This window comes from Photorhabdus heterorhabditis, assembly GCF_001280945.1.
In the GTDB taxonomy this organism is placed as follows: domain Bacteria; phylum Pseudomonadota; class Gammaproteobacteria; order Enterobacterales; family Enterobacteriaceae; genus Photorhabdus; species Photorhabdus heterorhabditis.
Window position 1 is genome coordinate 1 of the sequence record NZ_LJCS01000199.1, and the last position, 880, is coordinate 880.

Below are 880 nucleotides of genomic sequence, written 5' to 3' on the forward strand. Positions count from 1 at the left end.
AAAATCTATGGTCGCCCTCGTTTTTGCAACACTCATTTTGATGAATTTTGGGCTTGCTTAAATCTATCCGGCGTCACTATAGGCAAGGAACCTGCGCCTCGATGAGTTCCGCGCCTGATGAACCTTAAAAGTGTGTCGGCTTCAAGGAGCCAATTTTTACGCCAGGTTTCTCATCAGGCCGGTAGGCCGTTCATGTCATCAATTATCAGTCTTCGCAAAACCTGTGGGGTCTCGTTTCAAATTTGTTCACAATAGGCTTGATTTAAGCTTCAAATACCGTGTGTTTTGTCGTAATAGCCCAGGCTATCCGGGCAAGTTTATTAGCCAATGCACAGGCCACAATATTAGAATGCTTTCGTTCAAGTTGCTGCTTAACCCAGTCAGCCAGTTTGCCCTTTCTATGCTCAATATGCATTATGAATGTTCGGGCACAGAGCACCAACAGTTGCCGGAGTGTTTTGTTACCCCGTTTACTGATCCCCAATAAGGTTGTCTTTCCTCCGGTACTGTACTGGCGGGGCACCAATCCCGTCGAGGCTGAAAAATCCCGGCTGTGTGCGTATTGTTTCCCATCGCCCAGTTGTGAGGAAAGCACACTCGCCGTGATGGGGCCAATGCCGGGGATCGTCATCAGCCGTTGTCCGATATCATCCTGAGCAATCTCCTGTGATAGAGCAGTTTCAATTTCGGTGATTTGCTCAACCAGATAGTGATAATGTGCCTGTAACCGCAGTAATACCTGCACCAGATAAGGAGGAAGTTCATGTTCAGCCAGCACAGCAGAGAGCCGTTTTATCACGGCAATCCCCTTGGGCATGCTGAGACCAAATTCAAGCAGGAAAGCCTGCATCTGATTGGTGGTTTTGACTTTATCCCGGAC

The 880-nt window shown here is 48.1% G+C and carries 1 protein-coding gene; it reads right to left on the bottom strand.

What is annotated here, in order from left to right:
* Window positions 1-262: 262 nt before the first annotated feature.
* Window positions 263-880, bottom strand: a 618-nt coding sequence (locus tag AM629_RS21300) for an IS110 family RNA-guided transposase (protein WP_152912067.1), incomplete at its 5' end; no start/stop codon positions are given.